This window comes from Halosimplex rubrum (assembly GCF_013415885.1).
Taxonomy (GTDB): domain Archaea; phylum Halobacteriota; class Halobacteria; order Halobacteriales; family Haloarculaceae; genus Halosimplex; species Halosimplex rubrum.
Genome location: NZ_CP058910.1, coordinates 2,034,932 through 2,054,868 on the forward strand (window position 1 = coordinate 2,034,932; position 19,937 = coordinate 2,054,868).

Below are 19,937 nucleotides of genomic sequence, written 5' to 3' on the forward strand. Positions count from 1 at the left end.
GCTCGACCGGTCGGGGCCGCTACTCTTCGACCAGGCGCTCGGCGCGCTCGCGGTCGGCTGGCGTGTTGACGTTGACCCGCTGGCCGGCGAACGCCACCGTCTCGACGCGGCGCTCGGCACGCAGGAAGAGGTCGATCGCGTCGGTCAGTTCGTACTCCCCGCGGTCCGAGGGCTGGACGAGGTGACAGGCGTGGAAGATGTCCGGGGAGAAGCCGAACAGCCCCGTCAGCACCTGCGTCGACGGCGGGTTCGACGGTTTCTCGACGACCGCGTCGAGGCGCCCGTCGTCGTCGGTGACGAACACGCCCGTGTCCGCGGCCTCGTCCCGGGAGACGTCGTCGACGAGCAGCGTCGCGTCCACGCCGTCGGTCCGCTGGCGTTCGACTACCTCGCCGAGGTTCCCCGTCATCACGTTGTCGGCGTTGAACACGAGGAAGTCCTCGTCGATCTCCGTTTCGGCGCGCAGGACGGCGTCGGCCAGGCCCTTCGGTTCGCGCTGGTGGACGTACGTGATCGGGACGCCGTCGAACGCGTCGCCGTAGCGGTCGATGATCGCCTCCTTCCGGTGGCCGACGACGATCACGAACTCCGTGACGCCCAGCGCGGCCAGTTCGTCGAGCCCGTGGGAGAGCAACGGGCGGTCGCCGACCGGGACGAGCGGCTTCGGCCGGTCCTCGGTGTGCGGCCGGAGGCGCGTGCCGCGCCCGGCCGCCGGGATGACTGCTTTCATCTGGTCTCGTTCGACCGCACGCTACCCGCCCACTAAACGGTGCCGCGGCCGCCGGATCCGCGACGGCGCCGTCCGCAGTCGCGCCGCACGCGTTCGCACCGCTCTCGACCGGCCTCGCCGAGCCGCTCCAGTGGTCGCGTCAGAAGATATCTTCGAGCGCTTGGAGTCGCGCGGTCAGGTCGTCGATGCCGTCGTTCATCCGGACGACGCGCTCGCCGAGCCCGTCGGCGGGGATCGCCCCGTTGGGCGTCGGCTCGATCAGTTCGTCGTCCTCCAGCATCCGCAGCGAGTACCGCACCTTGTGCTCGGGCACGTCCGTCTCCTCGGACAGCCGGACGATACCGATCGGTCCCGACTCGATCACCGCTTCCAGAATCCGCAGGTCCCGTTCCTCCTTCTCGACCTGTTTGGTCAGTCGTTCCACCATGAAATCCCACCGGGTCTATTCCCCCCGTCCGTAATAAATGTCGCAGGTGCCGACCCGGAGGCGACGCGCCCGACGCGACGACGGTCGCGTGCCCCCGCTTGCGGTCCCGGTCGCCAACACGCGCGGCCCTACTCGTCGCCGACGGGCGTCCGCCGGAGTTCGTCGATCTGGTCGCGCAGCCGGCCGAGTTCGCTCTCCAACTCCTCCTGGCGGTCGATGAGCGCGCCGAGTTCCTCGGTGTTGACCGAGTAGTCGTGGTCGAGCGCGCTGTCCAGCGAGTCCGTCGTCGCCTGGACGAGATACGAGGCGAACTGCAGCACCTCCTCGGGCGAGCCCTGGCCCTCGAACAGGTCCACTGCGCCCGATTTCGGCGTGTAGCTCACCACCGGGACCTCCGCCTCCCCGTGGTAGGTCGTCGTCGCTTCGAGCTCCGTCACCGGGTTGCGCCGCTCGCGGGTCTGCTCGGTGCGGACGACGCCGAACGGTTCGGCCAGCGCCGGGTAGGTGTCGCCCAGGTCCCGCAGTACGTCGGCGGCCTCGACGCCCAGCTGGGCCTCCACGTCGCCGTAGAACTGCTTGGAGCCGGACAGCGACAGCGCCACCGCGTAGAAGACGTGCTGGTTGTTCTCCGCCAGGTCGCGGATGCGCTCGCGGACCGCCTCGTGGTCCCCCTCCAGCGTCGCCCGCTCCAGGTCGTCGAGCAGGGCGCGGGTCCCCTCCTCGCGTTCGAGGAACTCCTCGACGAGCACGCGGGGCATCGCCTGACTGTCGATCTCGTCCATACCAGCCCATTCGCAGCCAGCCATATCGCTCTGGCGGACCCGCTACCCGAAGTCACCGCCCTCGACGCTCCCCCGCGAGAGGACGTGGACCGCCGCGAACACCGCTACCGCCAGGAACACACCGCTCGACAGTCCGGACAGAATCGCCTGCGAGACGCCGACCACACCTCCGGCGACCCAGGCCCGTTGCAGTCTCGCGAGGGCTGGACGGGCGAGCGCGGCGAGGGCTACGGCGCTCACCGACGGTGCAACCGCCGGGGAATCGACGGCTACGGAAGACGCCCGAGGCGGGACAGAGCGAGCGCGGCGCGTTCGCGAGGATCGAGAGACGCCGCCGGCGTCTCTCGGGATTTGAACCCGAGCGAGACTCGCTGTCGCTCGTCTCGCGTGGTTCGAATCCCGTACTGCCGCTCCCCGATTTCGGGAGAGACGCGGAGACGAGACTCCGTGTCGTGGAAATCGAAGAAGCGCCCGAGGCGGGATTTGAACCGGAATCAGACGTGCTCGCTCACGCCGTTCGCTGCGCGCGACTGATAGGGTTCAAATCCGCCGTGAGGGAACTTTCGGAACCAACGGGCCGCTCGGCGATGAAACGCCTCGCTGGCCGTGTTGGTTCCGAAAAGACGCCCGAGGCGGGATTTGAACCCGCGTCACGACCGTGACAGGGTCGTATGATGGGCCACTACACCACCCGGGCTACACTCACGTCTGGGAGGAACACACGGAAAAGGCTTTCCAGTTACGACGGCGCCTTCGCCCGATCGGACCGGATCGCGCGTGCCAATACCACCCGTACCCCAACACCTATGAAGGACTTCCGCGTATCCTGTGGCACGAACCGACAACGCCGCTGTCCCACGACGATTGCTCGCGATGCGAGTAGCTCCGCTCGGGAGACTTGGTAAGCGTTTTATAGCTCGCGGTTATAGGCGCCTGTAGTATCTCGTGACAGCAACTTCTCTCAGACAGGCCAACACATGGTAGACGTAAGCCAACACGAACTCGTCCCCGACCACACGGCCCTCGACGGCGATGAGATCGAGGGCGTACTCGAGGAGTACAACATCAAGAAAACCGACCTGCCGAAGATCAAGCGCACCGACCCCGCGATCCGCGACCTCGAAGCGGACGTCGAGGCCGGCGACGTGGTCAAGGTGACACGGGACTCGCGAACGACCGACCGGGCAGTCGTATACCGACTCGTCGTAGAATAACATGAACATTCAGGACAGACGCGAGATATCGCGTGAGTATTTCTCGAGGGAACGGCTCGCAGAACACCACTTCCGCTCGTTCAACGCGTTCCTCAACCGGGGGATGCAGGAGGTCGTCGACGAGAAGGCGACCATCGAGACGGACATCGGCGACAAGGAGGGCGAGGAGCCCGTCTACGTCGAACTCGGCGACGTTCGGGTGGTCACCCCGCGCGTCCGGGAGGCGGACGGCTCCGAGGAGCTGCTCTACCCCCAGGAGGCCCGGCTCCGGAACATCACCTACGCCGCGCCCGTCTTCATGGAGATGGCGATCATCAAGGGCGGCGAGGAAGAAGAGGAGCGGGTCGTCGACCAGACCGAGACCAAGATCGGCCGCATGCCGGTCATGGTCGGCTCCGACAAGTGTAACATCGCCGGGTTCACGCGCGAGGAGCTGATCGACATCGGCGAGGACCCCGCCGACCCCGGCGGCTACTTCATCGTCAACGGCTCCGAGCGGGTGTTGATGACCAGCGAGGACCTCGCACCGAACAAGATCCTCGCCGAGACCGACACGAAGTACGGCGACACCATCGAGGTCGCCAAGACCTTCTCCCAGCGCCGGGGTTACCGCGCGCTGGTGCTCGTCGAGCGGACCCGCGACGGGCTGCTCGAAGTGTCGTTCCCGTCGGTGTCGGGGAGCATCAACTTCGTGACGCTGATCCGAGCGCTCGGGTTGGAATCGGACGAGGAGATCGTCCACCGCGTCTCCGAGGACCCGGAGATCGTGAAGTTCATGCTCGAGAACCTGGAGGCCGCCGAGGTCCAGACGACCGAGGAAGCCATCGAGGAACTCGGCAAGCGCGTCGCCTCCGGCCAGGGCAAGAACTACCAGCTCAAGCGCGCCAACTACGTCATCGACCGCTATCTCCTCCCGCACCTCCACGAGGACGGCGTCGAGGAGGAGGACGTGCGCATCAACAAGGCGTACTACCTCTGCCGGATGGCCGAGGCGTGTTTCGAACTCGCCCTCGACCGCCGGGACGCCGACGACAAGGACCACTACGCCAACAAGCGCCTGAAGGTCAGCGGCGACCTGATGAAGGACCTGTTCCGGACGGCGCTGAACAAGCTCGCCCGGGACGTGAAGTACCAGCTCGAACGCGCGAACATGCGCAACCGCCAGCTCTCCGTCTCGACGGTCGTTCGGTCGGACGTGCTGACCGAGCGCCTCGAGCACCCGATCGCGACGGGCAACTGGGTCGGCGGCCGCTCCGGCGTGAGCCAGCTGGTCGACCGGACCGACTACATGGGCGTGCTGTCGCACCTGCGGCGGCTTCGCTCGCCGCTCTCGCGCTCGCAACCGCACTTCGAGGCGCGGGACCTGCACGCGACCCAGTGGGGTCGCATCTGTCCCTCGGAGACGCCCGAGGGACCCAACTGTGGCCTGGTGAAGAACTTCGCGCAGGCGATGGAGCTCTCCCAGAACGTCGAGGACGAACAGGGACTGAAACAGGAACTGGCGGCGATGGGCGTCTCGGGCATCCCGGGCATCGAGTCCATCGACCAGCAGCCAGCGGACGACTAACATGAGCCAGCAACGAGAAGCCAAAGTCTACGTCAACGGGAGCCTGGTCGGGACACACCCCGACCCGCATCAGCTCGCAGACCAGATCCGACAGGCCCGCCGCCGCGGCGACGTGAGCGAGATGGTCAACGTCTCGGTCAAGAACCGCACGCGCGAGGTCATCGTCAACGCCGACGCCGGCCGCGCCCGGCGGCCCCTCCTCGTCATCGAGGACGGCGAACCGCTCGTCTCCGACGAGGAGGTCGAGGCCGTCACGGACGGCGACATCGAGTTCGAGGACCTCGTCGAACGCGGCTACATCGAGTTCATCGACGCCGAGGAGGAGGAGGACATCTACGTCGCGGTCAACGAGGAGGAACTCGACGAGGACCACACCCACCTCGAAGTCGACCCGCAGCTGATGTTCGGTATCGGCGCGGGGATGATTCCCTACCCCGAACACAACGCCTCGCCCCGCATTACGATGGGGTCGGGGATGATCAAGCAGTCGCTGGGTCTGCCGAGCGCGAACTACCGGATCCGACCGGACACGCGCCAGCACCTGCTGCACTACCCGCAGCTGTCGCTGGTCAAGACTCAGACCACCGAGCAGATCGGGTACGACGACCGCCCGGCCGCACAGAACTTCGTCGTCGCGGTCATGTCCTACGAGGGGTTCAACATCGAGGACGCCCTGGTCATGAACAAGGGGTCGGTCGACCGGGGCCTCTCCCGGTCGCACTTCTTCCGCACCTACGAGGGCGAGGAGCGACGCTACCCCGGCGGCCAGGAGGACCACTTCGAGATCCCCGACGACGAGGTGCGGGGCGCCCGCGGCGAGGAGGCCTACACCCACCTCGACGAGGACGGCCTCGTCAACCCCGAGACCCACGTCGGCGAGAACGACGTGCTGCTCGGGAAGACCTCCCCGCCCCGGTTCCTCGAGGAGCCGGACGACATGGGCGGTCTCTCCCCGCAGAAACGGCGTGAGACCTCCGTGACGATGCGCTCGGGCGAATCGGGCGTCGTCGACACGGTGACGCTGATGGAGGGCGAGGACGGCTCGAAGCTCTCGAAGGTCTCGGTGCGCGACGAGCGCATCCCGGAACTGGGCGACAAGTTCGCCTCCCGGCACGGCCAGAAGGGCGTCGTCGGCCACATCGCGCCCCAGGAGGACATGCCCTTCACCGAACAGGGCGTCGTGCCGGACCTCATCATCAACCCGCACGCGCTGCCGTCGCGCATGACCGTCGGCCACATCCTCGAGATGATCGGCGGGAAGGTCGGATCGCTGGAAGGCCGGCGCGTCGACGGGACCGCCTTCACCGGCGAGGACGAGGACGAACTCCGCGGCTCGCTGGAAGAGCACGGCTTCATGTCCAGCGGCAAGGAGATCATGTACTCGGGCATCACGGGCGAGCAGATCGAGGCCGAGATCTTCCTCGGGACCATCTTCTACCAGAAGCTCTACCACATGGTCTCGAACAAGATCCACGCTCGCTCGCGCGGTCCGGTGCAGGTGCTGACCCGCCAGCCGACCGAGGGGCGCGCCCGCGAGGGCGGCCTCCGCGTCGGCGAGATGGAACGGGACGTGCTCATCGGCCACGGCGCCGCGATGGCGCTGAAGGAGCGACTGCTCGACGAGTCCGACCGCGAGTTCATCAACGTCTGCGGCGAGTGCGGGATGACGGCGGTCGAGAACGTCGAGCAACGGCGCGTCTACTGCCCCAACTGCGACGAGGAGACCGAGATTCACGAGGTCGAGATGAGCTACGCGTTCAAGCTCCTGCTCGACGAGATGAAGGCGCTCGGCATCGCGCCGCGCATCGAACTGGAGGACGCAGTCTAACATGTCCGAGCAAGGAACACCCCAGGAGATCGGTCAGATCAGCTTCGGGCTGATGGACCCCGAGGAGTACCGCGAGATGTCGGCCACGAAGGTCATCACGGCCGACACCTACGACGACGACGGCTTCCCCATCGACATGGGTCTGATGGACCCCCGCCTGGGCGTCATCGACCCCGGGCTGGAGTGCAAGACCTGCGGCAAGCACTCCGGGTCCTGTAACGGCCACTTCGGCCACATCGAGCTGGCGGCGCCGGTCATCCACGTCGGCTTCGCGAAGCTCATCCGTCGCCTGCTGCGCGGGACCTGCCGCGAGTGTTCGCGCCTGACCCCCGTCGACGGCCGCCGCGAGGCCGACGCCGAGGACAAGGCCGAACAGCGCAAACGGGAGTATCGCGAGAAGCTCGAGCGGACCGCCGAGCTCAACGAGGACATGTCGGACGTGCTCAAGTCGGCCATCCGCGAGTGCCGCAAGGTCGACTACTGCCCGTACTGCGGCGCCAAGCAGTTCGACATCAAACACGAGAAGCCGACCACCTACTACGAGATCATCGAGGTGCCCCACGGCGAGCTCTCCAAGCGCCTCGAACGCGCGATGGACCCGCCTGAGGGCGAGGCCGTCCGGCCGAGCGACATCGCCGAGGAGCTCGACGACGGCGACTTCGAGGCCGACCGCATCCGCGAGCTGCTCTCGGGCACCTACCGGCCCGACCGCAACGACATCGAGCGCCTGAAGAATCTCGGGCGTGCGCTGGGTCGGCTCAACGACCTCGACGAACTCGAGGAGGACGTCAGCTCCGCGGCCGAGTACCTCGTCGAGGAGGACATGGACAAGCTGATGCCCTCGGACATCCGCGACTGGTTCGAGGAGATCCCCGACGAGGACATCGAAGCGATCGGCATCAACCCCGACCGCTCCCGGCCGGAGTGGATGATCCTCACCGTCCTGCCGGTCCCGCCGGTGACGGCCCGTCCCTCCATCACGCTGGACAACGGCCAGCGCTCCGAGGACGACCTGACACACAAGCTGGTCGACATCATCCGCATCAACCAGCGGTTCATGGAGAACCGTGAGGCGGGTGCGCCCCAGCTGATCATCGAGGACCTCTGGGAACTGCTGCAGTACCACGTCACGACGTTCATGGACAACGAGATCTCGGGTACGCCGCCGGCCCGGCACCGCTCGGGCCGCCCGCTGAAGACGCTCTCCCAGCGCCTGAAGGGCAAGGAGGGTCGCTTCCGCGGCTCGCTCTCGGGCAAGCGCGTCAACTTCTCCGCGCGAACGGTCATCTCGCCGGACCCGACGCTGTCGCTCAACGAGGTCGGCGTCCCCGATCGCGTGGCGACCGAGATGACCCAGACGATGAACGTCAACGAGCGCAACCTAGAGGAGGCCCAGCGCTACGTGTCGAACGGGCCCGAGGTCCACCCGGGCGCCAATTACGTCCGCCGCCACGACGGTCGTCGCCTGAAGGTCACCGAGAAGAACTGCGAGGAGCTCGCCGAGAAGGTCGAGCCCGGCTGGGAAGTGTCCCGCCACCTCATCGACGGCGACATCGTGATCTTCAACCGGCAGCCGTCGCTGCACCGGATGTCCATCATGGCCCACGAGGTCGTGGTGATGCCGTACAAGACGTTCCGGCTGAACACGACGGTCTGCCCGCCGTACAACGCCGACTTCGACGGCGACGAGATGAACATGCACGCCCTGCAGAACGAGGAGGCCCGCGCGGAGGCGCGCGTTCTCATGCGCGTGCAGGAACAGATGCTCTCGCCGCGGTTCGGCGAGAACATCATCGGTGCCATCCAGGACCACATCACCGGGACCTACCTGCTGACCCACACGAACCCGCACTTCAACGAGACGCAGGCGCTGGACCTGCTGCGGGCGACCCGGATCGACGAGCTGCCCGAGGCGGACGGCGTCGACGACGGCGGCGCGGAGTACTGGACGGGCCGGACGCTGTTCTCGGAGCTGCTGCCAGACGACCTGAACGCGGAGTTCACCTCCTCGGCGGGCGACGAGGTCGTCATCGAGGACGGCCAGCTGCTCTCGGGGACCATCGACGAGGACGCGGTCGGCGGCTTCGGCGGCGAGGTCGTCGACACCATCGCCAAGGAGTACTCGAAGACCCGCGCGCGCATCTTCGTCAACGAGGTGTCGACGCTGGCGATGCGCTCGATCATGCACTTCGGGTTCTCCATCAGTATCGACGACGAGTCGATCCCGGCCGAAGCCGAGGGCCAGATCGACGAGGCCATCGACGACGCCTACAGCCGCGTCCAGAAGCTCATCGAGACCTACGAGGCCGGCGAGCTGGAGTCGCTGCCCGGCCGGTCGGTCGACGAGACCCTGGAGATGAAGATCATGTCGACGCTCTCGAAGGCCCGTGACACCGCAGGGGACATCGCCGAGGACCACTTCGGCGACGCGAACCCGGCGGTCGTCATGGCCGACTCGGGGGCGCGTGGCTCGATGCTGAACCTCACCCAGATGGCCGGCTGCGTCGGCCAGCAGGCGGTCCGCGGCGAGCGGATCAACCGCGGGTACGAGGACCGCACGCTTTCCCACTACAAGCCCAACGACCTCTCGGCGGAGGCCCACGGCTTCGTCGAGCACTCCTACCGCAGCGGGCTCGAACCGCGGGAGTTCTTCTTCCACGCGATGGGCGGCCGCGAGGGGCTGGTCGACACGGCAGTCCGCACCTCGAAGTCCGGCTACCTGCAGCGCCGGCTCATCAACGCCCTGTCCGAGCTCGAAACGCAGTACGACGGGACGGTTCGCGACACCAGCGACACGATCGTCCAGTTCGAGTTCGGCGAGGACGGTACCTCCCCGGTCGAGGTCTCCTCGAACCAGGAGGGTCCGGCCGTCGACGTGGACCAGATCGTCGACCGCGTGGTCGACGCGGAGTTCGACTCCGAGGCCGACAAGGCGAAGTTCATCGAACGCGAGCCGGAGCCGACGAACATCTCCGAGCACGCCGACGACTGGTGGATGGAAGCGGCCGGGGGTGACTGACCATGGAGATCACCGAGGACGTGCGAGCCCTGGTCGAGGACACCGAGCTGCCGCGCCGGCTGAAAGACGACGTGTACGAGCGCCTCGAATCGCACGGCGACCTGACGCTCGAACAGGTTGACGACATCTCGAAGGCGGTCGAGAGCAAGTACGTCGACACCCGCGTCGACCCGCTCGACCCCGTCGGGACCGTCAGCGCCCAGTCCATCGGGGAACCCGGGACGCAGATGACGATGAACACCTTCCACTACGCGGGGGTCGCCGAGATCGACGTGACCCAGGGGCTGCCCCGGCTCATCGAGCTGGTCGACGCCCGGAAGGAGCCCGACACCCCGATGATGACGATCCACCTCGAGGACGAGTACGCCGAGGAGCGCGAGCGCGCTCACGAGGTCGTCTGGGGGATCGAGTCGACGAAGATCCTCCAGCTGGGGGACGTGTCGACGAACGTCGCCGACATGCTCGTCCAGGTCGACCTCAACGAGGACACTTTGGAGGAGCGGTGGCCGACCGCCGACAACCTCGAATCGGTCGTCACCGACATCGCCTCGACAATCGAGTCGAAGCTCGGCGTCGAGGTCCAGACCCCGGCGCCGACGGTCGTCCAGTTCGGCCCCGACGAGCCCAGCTACCGCGACCTGCTCCAGTTGGTCGAGGAGCTGCGCGACATCGTCTTCAAGGGGATCGAGGAGGTCTCCCGCGTCGTCATCCGCAAGGAGGAGACCGACGAGGGCGAGGAGTTCGTCCTCTACACCGAGGGGTCGGCCCTGGGCGACGTGCTCGGGCTCGACGGCGTGGACGCCTCGCGGACGACGTGTAACAACATCCACGAGATCCACCGCCAGCTCGGCATCGAGGCCGCCCGGGAGGCGATCATCAACGAGACGATGAACACGCTCGAAGAGCAGGGGCTCGACGACGTGAACATCCGCCACCTGATGCTCGTCGCGGACATCATGACCAACCGCGGCTCCATCGAGTCGATCGGTCGCCACGGCATCTCCGGCAACAAGGAGTCCGTGCTCGCCCGCGCGGCGTTCGAGGTGACGGTCAACCACCTGCTCGACGCCGCCATCCACGGCGAGGTCGACGACCTCAACGGCGTGACCGAGAACGTCATCGTCGGCAAGCCGATCAAGCTGGGCACCGGCGACGTGGACCTGCGGATGGCACCGGGGCGCGGCGACGGGGCCGAAGAGGCCGACTGATGACGGACCGGGACGCATGACCGTCACCCTCTCCGACGAGGCGATGCGACTCATCGCGCTGTTCGAGGACGAGACCGGCGCGACGGCCCGGGACTGCGTCGTCGACGAGGAGTACGACCGGCTGGTCTTCCTCGTCGCCGCCGGCGAGATGGGCGAGGCCATCGGCCCGGGCGGCCAGCACGTCCAGTCGCTCGAAGGGCAGCTCGACCGCGAAATAAAGCTCGTCGAGGACGCGCCGACGGCGGAGGACTTCGTCGCCAGCGCGCTCTCGCCCGCGGCGGTGTACAACGTCACCATCAGCCAGAACGACTCCACCGTCGCCTACGCCGAGGTGGCCGACGAGGACCGGGGCGCCGCCATCGGCAAGGGCGGCCGCAACATCGACGCCGCCCGCGAACTCGCCGCCCGTCACTTCGACATCGACGAGATCGAGCTGACGTAGGGCAGCGTCTCTTTTCCGCGAATCGCTTCACCGCTCGGATCTGACGACCGCCACGGCGAAGCACCCGCGACGGTCCGCCGGTTCGCCGACTCCGGTTCCTCGGTTCGGAGACCCCGTTCACCGGCGCCCGGACACCCTCCGTGTGGACCGGTCGTCGGCACGGGACCCGCTCTCGGTGGGGCCGCCCGAGTCCAGCGACACCGGGCCACGTGGGAGCGTCACAGGCCACGCGCCGAAAGAGGACGCTTAAGTACCTCCGTCGGGTATCCACGGCCACTATGGCGAACGGCAAATACGCCGCCCGCAAACTGAAGAAGGACCGCCAACAGCATCGGTGGTCCGACTCCGACTACGCGCGCCGCGAGCGGGGTCTCGGACAGAAGTCCGACCCGCTGGAGGGCGCGCCCCAGGGGCGTGGCATCGTCCTGGAGAAGGTCGGTATCGAAGCGAAACAGCCCAACTCCGCGATCCGGAAGTGCGTCCGGGTCCAGCTCATCAAGAACGGGAAGCAGGTCACCGCGTTCTGTCCCGGTGACGGCGCCATCTCCTTCATCGACGAGCACGACGAGGTCACCATCGCCGGCATCGGCGGTGCGAAGGGCCGCGCGATGGGCGACCTCTCGGGTGTCAACTACAAGGTCGAGAAGGTCAACGGCGTCTCGATGATCGAACTCGTTCGCGGCAACGCGGAGAAACCGGTCCGATAATCATGAGTGCTGACGACGAAGCCCCGGAGCCGGACGCCCCGGCCGGGACAGACGACGAGGACGCGCCCGCCAAGCTCTTCGGCGAGTGGGAGGTCACCGACATCGACTACACCGACCCCTCGACCGAGCGCTACATCACCGTCACGCCCATCGCCCACACGATGGGTCGCCACGCCGGCAAGCAGTTCCAGAAGTCGGAGATCAGCGTCGTCGAACGGCTGATCAACCGCCTCATGCAGACCGAGGAGAACACCGGCGACAAGCAGAAGGTCATGCGCATCACGCGCGACGCCTTCGACATCATCCACGAGCGCACCGACGAGAACCCCGTCCAGGTCCTCGTCGCCGCCGTGGAGAACGCCGCCCCGCGCGAGGAGACCGTCCGCCTGAAGTACGGTGGGATCAGTGTCCCGAAGGCCGTCGACGTCGCGCCCCAGCGCCGCGTCGACCAGGCCCTGAAGTTCATCGCCGAGGGCGTCTACAGCGACTCGTTCAAGACGCCGACCGACGCCGAGGAGGCGCTGGCCAACCAGCTCGCTTCGGCCGCCAACGACGACGTCTCCGCCTACGCCGTCAACCAGAAAGAGGAGAAGGAACGCGTCGCCGCCGCCGCCCGGTAATCTCTGCGGGATTCTCCGCTTTTCCGTCTTCGCTCGGTCGTGAGTCGTGACTCTGTGAGTGGCGAAGTCCGTAACGTCAAAGTGCTAAACAGTTCCACGGCCGACAATGGTTCCCCTCTAGTCCGGCGGCAGTGCGGAACTGCTGACCATTCTCGTGTTCGCGGCCGTTATCTCGGTCCCGGTCGTGCTCGTCGTCGGCGTCTTCCTGAAGCGCGCGTTTCGTCGGGATCGGGAGATCGACGACCTGCAGGACCGAGTGGAGGAGTTGGAGTCCGAGCGCGAGTAAGAGAGTCCAATACGTCCGGTTTTTAAATCCTGAACGCTCCGGCCCGCTCGCTAGCTGGATCGGCTACTGCACTCGACAGCAGACGTTGAAAGCCCTCGACCCGCTCGCGGTCGCTGAGGCGGGATATCCGCGCTCTCCGCACCGCCCGCGCGGATAGTGGCCCGCTCAGACGACTAAACTGAACGCGAGCGCGCCTCGCCCTTTCAGTCCGCCAGGAAACCACCCCGCACAGCGCCGCAGACGGCCTCATACCTCCCCACCCTCTTGCGCTTCTCGGCCTGCGGCCTGCGATGCTCGTCCCTCGCACGGTGTCGTCGCGCGCACGAGAGCGCGCGACAGCGCGCGCCACGGCAGATTCGGTCGGTTTGCTGTCCCTCAAATACCCATCTCGTTGCGGAGGAAGAGGCCGGCGGACTTCAGGTAGGAGGGGCGACTGATCCGGTCGCGTTCGTCGTCGGTGAGTTCGAAGTCGAAGACCTCGATGTTCTGGCGGAGGTGCTCGCGGGAGGTGGTCTTGGGGACGGTGGCGACGTTCTCGAAGCCGGTGACCCACCGGAGCGCGACCTGGACGGGCGTCTTGTCGTAGCGCTCGCCGATCTCGGCGAGGACGGGGTCGTCGAGCAGGCCGCCGTGGGCGAGCGGGCTGTACGCGGTCAGCATGGTGTCGACCTTCGCGCAGTACTCCCGGAGCGCGCCGTGGGTGTAGAAGGGGTGAAAGCGCACCTGATCGGCGAGGATCGGGACGGTGGACTTCTCGCGGGCGCGGCGGAGGCGCCAGCGGCGGAAGTTGCTGACGCCGGCGTGACGGATGCGGCCGTCGTCGCGCAACTCGGCCATGCCGCGGGCGGTGTCGCGGAAGGAGACGAGGGGGTTGGGCCAGTGGAGCAGGAGCAGGTCGACGTAGTCGGTCCCCAGTCTCTCGAGGCTCTCCTCCGTGCTCTCGACGACGTCCGCCCGGCGGGCGTTGCCCGGCGTGACCTTCGTCGTGATCCACACGTCGTCGCGGTCCACGTCCGAGTCGGCGACGGCGCGGCCGACCTGCGCTTCGTTTTCGTACATCTGTGCGGTGTCGACGTGACGGTAGCCGAGTTCGAGCGCGGCCGAGACCGTCTCGTAGCACTCCTCGCCGGTGAGCTGCCACGTCCCGAGGCCGACGGCGGGAACCTCGACGCCCTGAACGGTGACGTGTTCCATGGGCCGACTGCGAACGGGCGGGTGGTAAATCCCCGCCTCGGGGCGGTCGAAACCGGGACGGCCCCGCGAAGCGGACCGATACGGGGTCGCGTAAACCAGTGTCTATTTACCGGTTGACGGGCCAGGGAGGCGCATGGCACAGGAGTACGAATCGGTCGACCTCGTGGGCGACGACACGGTGCGGAACCTGGCGGGGGCGGCGGTGCTGGCGGCGCTGACGGCGGCGCTCGCGCAGCTGTCGATCCCGATCCCGAGCGTCGGGGTACCGTTCTCGCTGCAACCGTTCGGCCCCTTCTTCGCGGGCCTGCTCCTCGGACCGCTGTGGGGCGGGTTCGCGATGGCGCTGTACCTCGCGGCGGGGACGGCGGGCGCGCCGGTGTTCGCCAACGGCGGCGCGGGCATCGGCTACTTCGGCAGTCGAACGGGCGGCTTCCTCGTCGGGTTCGCCCTGTCGGCGGTCGTCGTGGGCGCGGTCGCCCATCGACGGGTCGAGCCGCGACCGGTGTCGGAACTCTCACCGGCGGTCGAACTCGCCGCGGTGTTCGCCGGACTCGTCGTCGTCTACGCGGTCGGCCTCCCGTGGATGGCCGAGGTGCTCGGCATCTCCGTCGGCGCGGCGGCCGCCGCCATGGCACCGTTCGCCGTGCCGGACGTGGTGAAGGTGTTCGTCGCCGTCGCCGTCGTCGAGAGCGGCGCCGTCGCGCTCCGGGGATGATCGAGACCGAGGGGCTCGTCCACCGCTACAGCGAGGTCGCGGCCGTCGACGGCGTCTCGCTGGCCATCGGCGACGGCGAGGCCGTCGCGGTCGTCGGCGCGAACGGCAGCGGCAAGACGACGCTGGTCCGCCACTTCGACGCCCTGCTGGAGCCCGACGAGGGGACCGTCCGCGTCGACGGTCGGGACGTGACCGAGGAGCCGGTGTACGCGCGGACCCGCGTCGGGATGGTGTTCCAGAACCCACGGGACCAGTTCGTCGCCGGGACCGTCGGCGCCGACGTGGCGTTCGGCCCGGAGAACCTCGGCCTCGATCGGGCGGAGATCGACAGCCGCGTCGACGATGCGCTGGCCGCGGTCGACATGGCCGGCCGCGACGACGAGCGGATCGACCGCCTTTCCGGGGGCGAACGGGCCAGAGTCGCCATCGCGGGCGCGCTGGCGATGGACCCCGACCACCTCGTGCTGGACGAACCGCTGGTCGGGCTCGACCGGTCGGCCCGCGAGTCGGTGCTGGCCCGCCTCGACGAGCTGTCGGCGGACGGAACCGGCCTCGTGGTCGTCACCCACGACCTGCGCGACGTGGTCGAACTGGTCGACCGCGTGGTCGGGATGGCCGACGGCCGCGTCGCGCTGGACGAGCCGACCCCCGCGGCGCTGGACCGGCTGGACGAGGTGGGCGTCCGCGACCCCCGATGCTGACCTACGAGCCGGGCGACTCGTTCGCCCACGGCCTCGACCCGCGGGCGAAACTCGCCGTCCAGTTCGGCCTCGCGGTCGCGGTGTTCGCCTACCCGACCGTCCGCGGGTTCGCGGTCGGCGGCGCGGTCGCTCTCGGCGCGCTGGCGGCCGGTCGGCTCTCACCGTTCCGGGTAATTCGCACCTACTGGGCGGTGTTCCTGTTCCTCGCGGTCGGGCCGCTGCTGGGCGGCGCGGCGCTGGGCGAGCCGTGGTTCCGGGTCGGCCCGGCGGTCGAGTCCCTGCGGTCGGTCGCGCGGGTCATTCCGGTCGTGTTCGTCGGCGCGGTCTACGTGCGGACGACGCCGGTCCGCGAGACGCGGGCGGCGATCCAGCGACTCGTCCCGGGGACGGTCGGGCGGCTGTTCGGCGTCGGCGTCGGGCTGGTCTTCCGGCTGTTCCCGGTCGTGCTGGCGGACCTGCGGGCGACCCGCCGTGCGGTCCACGCCAGGGCGGGCCAGCGCCGGCCGCTGCGCGAGCGCGTCCGGCGGGTCCTGGCCCGGGGACTCCAGCGGTCGTTCCTGCGAGCCGACCGGCTGACCCTCGCGCTGCGGGCGCGCTGTTTCGCCTGGAACCCGACGCTCCCCGCGCTCGTCTTCCGGCGGCGGGACTACCCGGTCGCGGCGCTGGGGCTGGCGCTGGCCGCGTCGCCGCTGCTGGCGCTGATCCCTTGAGGGCCGTCGTCGCTCCCGAGGGTCGAGGGCCGAAACGATAGCGCCGTCGCCGAAGCCATCGAGGTTGCGGGCGACGGCGGTGTCGGTCGCCGCGGTCGCGCCCGACCGTCGACCGCGAGTCCCGGAAGATTCATTCCGGTCGGGTAATAGGAGTCGGACATGCAAAGCGACTCGACGGACCGCGCCGCGAGCTCGCGGGGGCGGTCGCGCCGGCGGTTCCTCGCCCTGACCGCCGCCGGCGTCGCCGGGCTGGCGGGCTGTTCGACCGAGACCGCGACGCCGACCGGGGGCGGCGCCAGCGATCCGGCAGACGGGAACGGCGACGGAAGCGACGGGTCCGGTAGCGGCTCGGACGGCGGATCCACGGCCGACACGCCCACGGCGGAGTCCGTCGTCGGCCGCCCCCTCGAATCGTGGTCCGGGTACGACCCCGAGTGGGAACCGCCGACGAGTTCGCCCCTGGAGGCGACGCTCGGGACGGAAGTCCTCGTCGAGAACCTGGAGGTCCCCTGGGACATCGCCTTTGCCCCCGACGGGGACATGTTCGTCACCGAGCGCGTCGGCCGCGTGCTCCGGTTCGACGGGGAGAACGTCAGCACCGTCGCCGAGCCCACCGAGGCCATCGACGCCGGCTCCATCGAACCGGGGTCGGACAAACGGCCCTGGTGGGTCAAGGGCGGCGAGGGCGGCACCCTCGGCGTCGCCGTCCACCCGACGTTTCCGGACCCCGCGCGCATCTTCGTCTACTACACCTACACGAACGGCGAGGGGACGAAGTACAACAAGGTCGCCGCCTTCGACGTGGACTCGGAGAACCCGGGCGAACCGGTCGGGACGGTCGTCGACGGCATCCCGGCGAACAACTACCACAACGGCGGCCGGATCACCTTCGGCCCGCGCAACTACCTCTGGATCACCTGCGGCGACGGCGGCCAGCCCGACGACGCCCAGGACCCCGGTAGCCTCGCCGGCACGATCCTCCGCGTGACGCCTGCGGGCGACCCCGCGCCGGACAATCCCGACCTGGGCGACGGCGCCGACCCGCGGGTGTTCACCTACGGCCATCGCAACCCCCAGGGGATCGTCTGGCTGCCCGACGGCACGCCGGTCAACTCCGAGCACGGGCCCACGGGTCGCGACGAGATCAACCGGCTCGTCGCCGGCGACAACTACAGCTGGAACGAGGTACACGAGCCCGAGGACTACCCCGGCAGCGGGTTCCACCCGCCGCTGTTCAACACGCGCGCCACGAGTTTCGCGCCGACCGGCTCGCTCTTTTACACCGGCGACGCGGTCCCCGCGCTGCGCAACCGGATGGTCACGGGCGGGCTCGTCAGCCAGCAGCTGATCGTCACGACGCTCACGCCGGAGGGGGGCACGCTCCCGCCGGCCGAGGACGCCTACGCCCAGGTCACCGACGACTGGTCCGATCAGGCGTACACCGCGACGGTCCACACGACGATGCAGAACGAACTCGGCCGCATCCGCCACGTCGAGCAGTCGCCCGACGGGGACATCTACGTCGTCACCTCCAACCGCGACGGCCGCGCCGAGGGGAAGTTCCCCACCGAGCGCGACGACGTACTCGTCCGGCTGACCCAGGAGTAACGAAACGCGGCCGCGCTCGCTTCAGTCCGCGGCCCGCTCGCCGCCGGTCGCGTACGCCCGGGTCACGTCCACCAGCGCCTTGCGGTACTCGCTGTCGTCGGGGTTTCGCGCCAGCGTCCGGAAGCGCCGGGTGAACGCGGCCACGTCGATCTCGGGCGCGTCCTGAGCGGCGGCGTGCGCCAGGTCGTAGATCCGGTGGTCGTCGTCGACGAGGCCGTGCCGTTCGACCAGTCCCAGCGCGAACGCGGCGTTGACCGCCGTGATGTCCGGATCGGCCGCGGGAGTGAGACGGTCCCAGGCCGGTGGGTCCCGGGGGCGGTCCGCGACCGCGGCGGCGAGGCTGGATTCGAGGAAGGCCACCAGTTTGTCCGCCGGTGCGACCTCCAGCCAGACGTCGTCGGCGTAGATGTCTTTCATGTGGTTGGCGATCTGGTAGCAGTGGGTGAGTTTCCGCCGTTCGACCGAGCGACCCGCGAGCGCGAGGAAGATGACCTCTTCCATCGACTGGGTGTGAGAGGGGTGGTCGCGCTCGTAGTGGTGCATGTGCGCGAACTCGTGGAGCGCGAGTTCGCGGGCCATCGCCGACGTGGCCGCCTGCCGGGAGATGACGAACAGGTGCCCCTCCTCGTCGTGGCTCACCCGTGTCCGCTCGTCCGGGTCTTCGCGGATCTCGACGGTGACCGGTCGCTTCAGCGTCCGTTCGGTCTCGAACAGGTCGCGCGCCCCGAGAATCGCGCCGTCCGGGCCGGGACCGCGTACTCGCACGTCCATACGCTCACTGCCAGGGTTTCGGCGAGTATTACTCTTGCGGGGGTCTGGCATGGAAGACGGAATATTTCCTCTACAGAACAGATCCTCCCGAAATCGTCCCAACACTTCCACCATCTTATAAATAGATGGATTGTCGAACAATTTCCAATGGACAGGCAAGATGTAGGTGAGTATGTTGACCGGAGTCAGCAACTCATCGAAGCGTCTCCCCAGATGGACGAGGCGAATACGAAGGCCGCTGTCCTTCGAGATTTTCTCGATCTGCTTGACTGGGAGATCCCGATCAATACGCAACTCGAATACTCGGTCAAGGCGTTCGGCCAGACATACAAGGTCGATTACGCTTTGATTCTGGAAGGGACACCGGTCGCATTTCTCGAAGCGAAGGGAGCCGATACAGCCCTGACATCGGACCACGAGGAGCAGTTATCCTCGTACATGATGAATAAGAACGTCAACTATGGGATACTCAGCAATGGGAAGCAATACCGATTCTTTCAGCGGCACGTTGATGCTACGAACGTAAACGTACAGAGAGTTATTGACACACATTTGGAAGTCCTTCCAGAGAAGGTGTCAGTACTGAAGGCCTATACGAGATCAGCAATTGAATCCGGAGAGTCCGGTAAAATTCTCGGTCGGATCAACGAATTGCGAGAAGCACGGCGAACTCTCGAAGCTGAAAAAGACGATATTTCAGAGGAATTGGCCACCGTACTGGGTGGACAAGTTTCGGATGCAATCTACTCATTTGCCGAAGCTCAATCAAAAGAGCTAGTTGATAGACTGATCGAAGACATAGATTCTGAGATCGACGCTGGCGGGACAAAGACTACTCGAACCAAAACAGAGCGCCCAAATCCTACTGGTGTAAAATCAGCCGAAAATAAGATTGCAGGGGTAATCAATCGGGCCGAGATTAATGGTGATGACGACGCCAAAGTCGCTGTATTTCCGACTAAGGAATCAGGCGTGCCGTTTTTAGAAGAAAACAACGCATGGGGATTTGTCCGAGTCGGGAGCGAGTTTGACTACGTAGCGATGTACGTGACTGGGGACCTGCGTCAAGTCCAATATTTTGCGGAAGTGAAAGATGTCGTTTCACCGGACGAAGCAGAATTGGCCCGGCCACCTGAAGAGTATGCTGACGGTGCAAAGATAGCCGAGGACAAAGTGGTGATACGGTTTGAACCAGGGAAGTTATACGAATTAGCGGATCCGGTCCCATTTGAGACGAAGTATCCACAAGGGCTTCGGTATACGACCCTCGGAGCGCTGAAATTAGCAGAAACGACCGACGACATGCTGTAAAATAGAACGAGAGATCGGAAACAGCGTGAAATCTCCGGTCGTCTACACTCCCGCGGCTCGCTGCGGTCCTCGCCTCACTTCGTTCGGCTGTGGTCCT

The 19,937-nt window shown here is 67.1% G+C and carries 20 protein-coding genes and 1 tRNA gene; 14 read left to right on the forward strand and 7 right to left on the reverse strand.

Translation table 11 applies throughout. From position 1 onward, the window contains the following. Positions 1–19: 19 nt before the first annotated feature. The 5 genes from HZS55_RS10130 to HZS55_RS10150 form a co-directional block, all read right to left on the reverse strand. Complete coding sequence (locus HZS55_RS10130) at positions 20–730, reverse strand: sugar phosphate nucleotidyltransferase (RefSeq protein ID WP_179911558.1); 711 nt, start codon at positions 728–730, stop codon at positions 20–22. 139 nt (positions 731–869) lie between these two features. Beyond that, positions 870–1,157 (reverse strand): winged helix-turn-helix transcriptional regulator, encoded by a 288-nt coding sequence (locus HZS55_RS10135; RefSeq protein ID WP_179911559.1) that lies wholly within the window; start codon positions 1,155–1,157, stop codon positions 870–872. Between the two features lie 128 nt (positions 1,158–1,285). Next, positions 1,286–1,939 (reverse strand): hypothetical protein, encoded by a 654-nt coding sequence (locus HZS55_RS10140; protein WP_179911560.1) that lies wholly within the window; start codon positions 1,937–1,939, stop codon positions 1,286–1,288. 42 nt (positions 1,940–1,981) lie between these two features. Further along, positions 1,982–2,179, reverse strand: coding sequence for a hypothetical protein (locus HZS55_RS10145; RefSeq protein ID WP_179911561.1), 198 nt, complete (start codon positions 2,177–2,179; stop codon positions 1,982–1,984). Between the two features lie 384 nt (positions 2,180–2,563). Next, positions 2,564–2,636, reverse strand: a tRNA-Asp gene (locus tag HZS55_RS10150). A 280-nt stretch (positions 2,637–2,916) separates the two neighbouring features. On the opposite strand from HZS55_RS10150, the gene HZS55_RS10155 reads away from it, so the two are divergent. The 9 genes from HZS55_RS10155 to HZS55_RS22815 all read left to right on the forward strand — a co-directional run bounded on the left by HZS55_RS10155 (position 2,917) and on the right by HZS55_RS22815 (position 12,830). Next, complete coding sequence (locus HZS55_RS10155) at positions 2,917–3,153, forward strand: DNA-directed RNA polymerase subunit H (protein WP_179911562.1); 237 nt, start codon at positions 2,917–2,919, stop codon at positions 3,151–3,153. 1 nt (position 3,154) lies between these two features. Next, the gene (locus HZS55_RS10160; protein ID WP_179911563.1) at positions 3,155–4,720 is read left to right on the forward strand and encodes a DNA-directed RNA polymerase subunit B''; all 1,566 of its coding nucleotides are present in this window, start codon (positions 3,155–3,157) and stop codon (positions 4,718–4,720) included. A 1-nt stretch (position 4,721) separates the two neighbouring features. Then, the gene (rpoB, locus tag HZS55_RS10165) at positions 4,722–6,548 is read left to right on the forward strand and encodes a DNA-directed RNA polymerase subunit B (RefSeq protein ID WP_179911564.1); all 1,827 of its coding nucleotides are present in this window, start codon (positions 4,722–4,724) and stop codon (positions 6,546–6,548) included. Between the two features lie 52 nt (positions 6,549–6,600). Then, the gene (locus HZS55_RS10170; RefSeq protein ID WP_394353564.1) at positions 6,601–9,567 is read left to right on the forward strand and encodes a DNA-directed RNA polymerase subunit A'; all 2,967 of its coding nucleotides are present in this window, start codon (positions 6,601–6,603) and stop codon (positions 9,565–9,567) included. 2 nt (positions 9,568–9,569) lie between these two features. Further along, entirely contained in the window at positions 9,570–10,775 is a 1,206-nt protein-coding gene (rpoA2, locus tag HZS55_RS10175; protein WP_179911566.1) for a DNA-directed RNA polymerase subunit A'', read from the forward strand. Between the two features lie 16 nt (positions 10,776–10,791). Further along, positions 10,792–11,217 carry a NusA-like transcription termination signal-binding factor gene (locus HZS55_RS10180; RefSeq protein WP_179911567.1) on the forward strand — a complete coding sequence of 142 codons (426 nt, stop codon included), beginning with the start codon at positions 10,792–10,794 and terminating at the stop codon, positions 11,215–11,217. Positions 11,218–11,495: 278 nt separating this feature from the next. After that, positions 11,496–11,924, forward strand: coding sequence for a 30S ribosomal protein S12 (locus HZS55_RS10185; RefSeq protein WP_006885266.1), 429 nt, complete (start codon positions 11,496–11,498; stop codon positions 11,922–11,924). A gap of 2 nt (positions 11,925–11,926) precedes the next feature. Then, positions 11,927–12,544: a 30S ribosomal protein S7 gene (locus HZS55_RS10190; RefSeq protein ID WP_179911568.1), complete on the forward strand. Its 618-nt coding sequence runs from the start codon at positions 11,927–11,929 to the stop codon at positions 12,542–12,544. 154 nt (positions 12,545–12,698) lie between these two features. Then, the gene (locus tag HZS55_RS22815) at positions 12,699–12,830 is read left to right on the forward strand and encodes a hypothetical protein (protein WP_281373128.1); all 132 of its coding nucleotides are present in this window, start codon (positions 12,699–12,701) and stop codon (positions 12,828–12,830) included. Between the two features lie 375 nt (positions 12,831–13,205). Here HZS55_RS22815 and HZS55_RS10195 read toward each other — a convergent pair whose 3' ends face one another. Beyond that, positions 13,206–14,024, reverse strand: coding sequence for an aldo/keto reductase (locus HZS55_RS10195; protein WP_179911569.1), 819 nt, complete (start codon positions 14,022–14,024; stop codon positions 13,206–13,208). A 133-nt stretch (positions 14,025–14,157) separates the two neighbouring features. On the opposite strand from HZS55_RS10195, the gene HZS55_RS10200 reads away from it, so the two are divergent. The 4 genes from HZS55_RS10200 to HZS55_RS10215 all read left to right on the forward strand — a co-directional run bounded on the left by HZS55_RS10200 (position 14,158) and on the right by HZS55_RS10215 (position 17,758). Further along, positions 14,158–14,739 carry a biotin transporter BioY gene (locus tag HZS55_RS10200; RefSeq protein WP_179911570.1) on the forward strand — a complete coding sequence of 194 codons (582 nt, stop codon included), beginning with the start codon at positions 14,158–14,160 and terminating at the stop codon, positions 14,737–14,739. Continuing rightward, positions 14,736–15,440 carry an energy-coupling factor ABC transporter ATP-binding protein gene (locus HZS55_RS10205; RefSeq protein ID WP_179911571.1) on the forward strand — a complete coding sequence of 235 codons (705 nt, stop codon included), beginning with the start codon at positions 14,736–14,738 and terminating at the stop codon, positions 15,438–15,440. Before HZS55_RS10200 ends, HZS55_RS10205 begins: the two co-directional genes overlap by 4 nt. Further along, positions 15,434–16,150, forward strand: coding sequence for an energy-coupling factor transporter transmembrane component T family protein (locus tag HZS55_RS10210; RefSeq protein WP_179911572.1), 717 nt, complete (start codon positions 15,434–15,436; stop codon positions 16,148–16,150). The genes HZS55_RS10205 and HZS55_RS10210 overlap by 7 nt, the downstream gene beginning before the upstream one ends. Positions 16,151–16,309: 159 nt before the next feature. Beyond that, on the forward strand, positions 16,310–17,758 hold the full coding sequence (locus HZS55_RS10215; protein WP_179911573.1) for a PQQ-dependent sugar dehydrogenase: 1,449 nt from the start codon (positions 16,310–16,312) through the stop codon (positions 17,756–17,758). A gap of 21 nt (positions 17,759–17,779) precedes the next feature. On the opposite strand, the gene HZS55_RS10220 is transcribed toward HZS55_RS10215, so the two are convergent. Then, positions 17,780–18,529: a DUF5781 family protein gene (locus tag HZS55_RS10220; protein ID WP_179911574.1), complete on the reverse strand. Its 750-nt coding sequence runs from the start codon at positions 18,527–18,529 to the stop codon at positions 17,780–17,782. A gap of 147 nt (positions 18,530–18,676) precedes the next feature. Here HZS55_RS10220 and HZS55_RS10225 point away from each other — a divergent pair, with 147 nt between their 5' ends. Beyond that, the gene (locus HZS55_RS10225; protein WP_179911575.1) at positions 18,677–19,840 is read left to right on the forward strand and encodes a type I restriction endonuclease; all 1,164 of its coding nucleotides are present in this window, start codon (positions 18,677–18,679) and stop codon (positions 19,838–19,840) included. Positions 19,841–19,937 lie beyond the last annotated feature (97 nt).